Source organism: Klebsiella sp. K47, from assembly GCF_051858335.1.
Classification (GTDB): domain Bacteria; phylum Pseudomonadota; class Gammaproteobacteria; order Enterobacterales; family Enterobacteriaceae; genus Klebsiella; species Klebsiella pneumoniae.
Genome location: NZ_JBPYUI010000225.1, coordinates 1 through 239 on the forward strand (window position 1 = coordinate 1; position 239 = coordinate 239).

Annotated in this window: 1 protein-coding gene; it reads right to left on the reverse strand. The window is 62.8% G+C overall.

The features are described 5' to 3' along the window. Positions 1–218: AMP-binding protein (locus RRF55_RS27795; RefSeq protein WP_439419269.1), on the reverse strand; the 218-nt coding region annotated here is incomplete at its 3' end. Positions 219–239: the final 21 nt, after the last annotated feature.

The window sequence follows — 239 nt, forward strand, 5'->3', positions numbered from 1 at the left end:
CCGGGAATATCCCGCGGGTTGGTGATCAGCACGTTGTGGTTGCCGGTGACCATCATGCACATGCAGTTCGCGGTGAACGCGTAGATGTGGTACAGCGGCAGCGGCGCGATCATGACCTCCTGGCCATCCTTGAGCAGCTTCTGCCCGTCCGGGCCGTGCTGCGAAAAGCACGCCAGCACCTGCAGCATGTTGGCCACCAGGTTGCCGTGAGTAAGCATGGCGCCTTTGGCCAGCCCGGT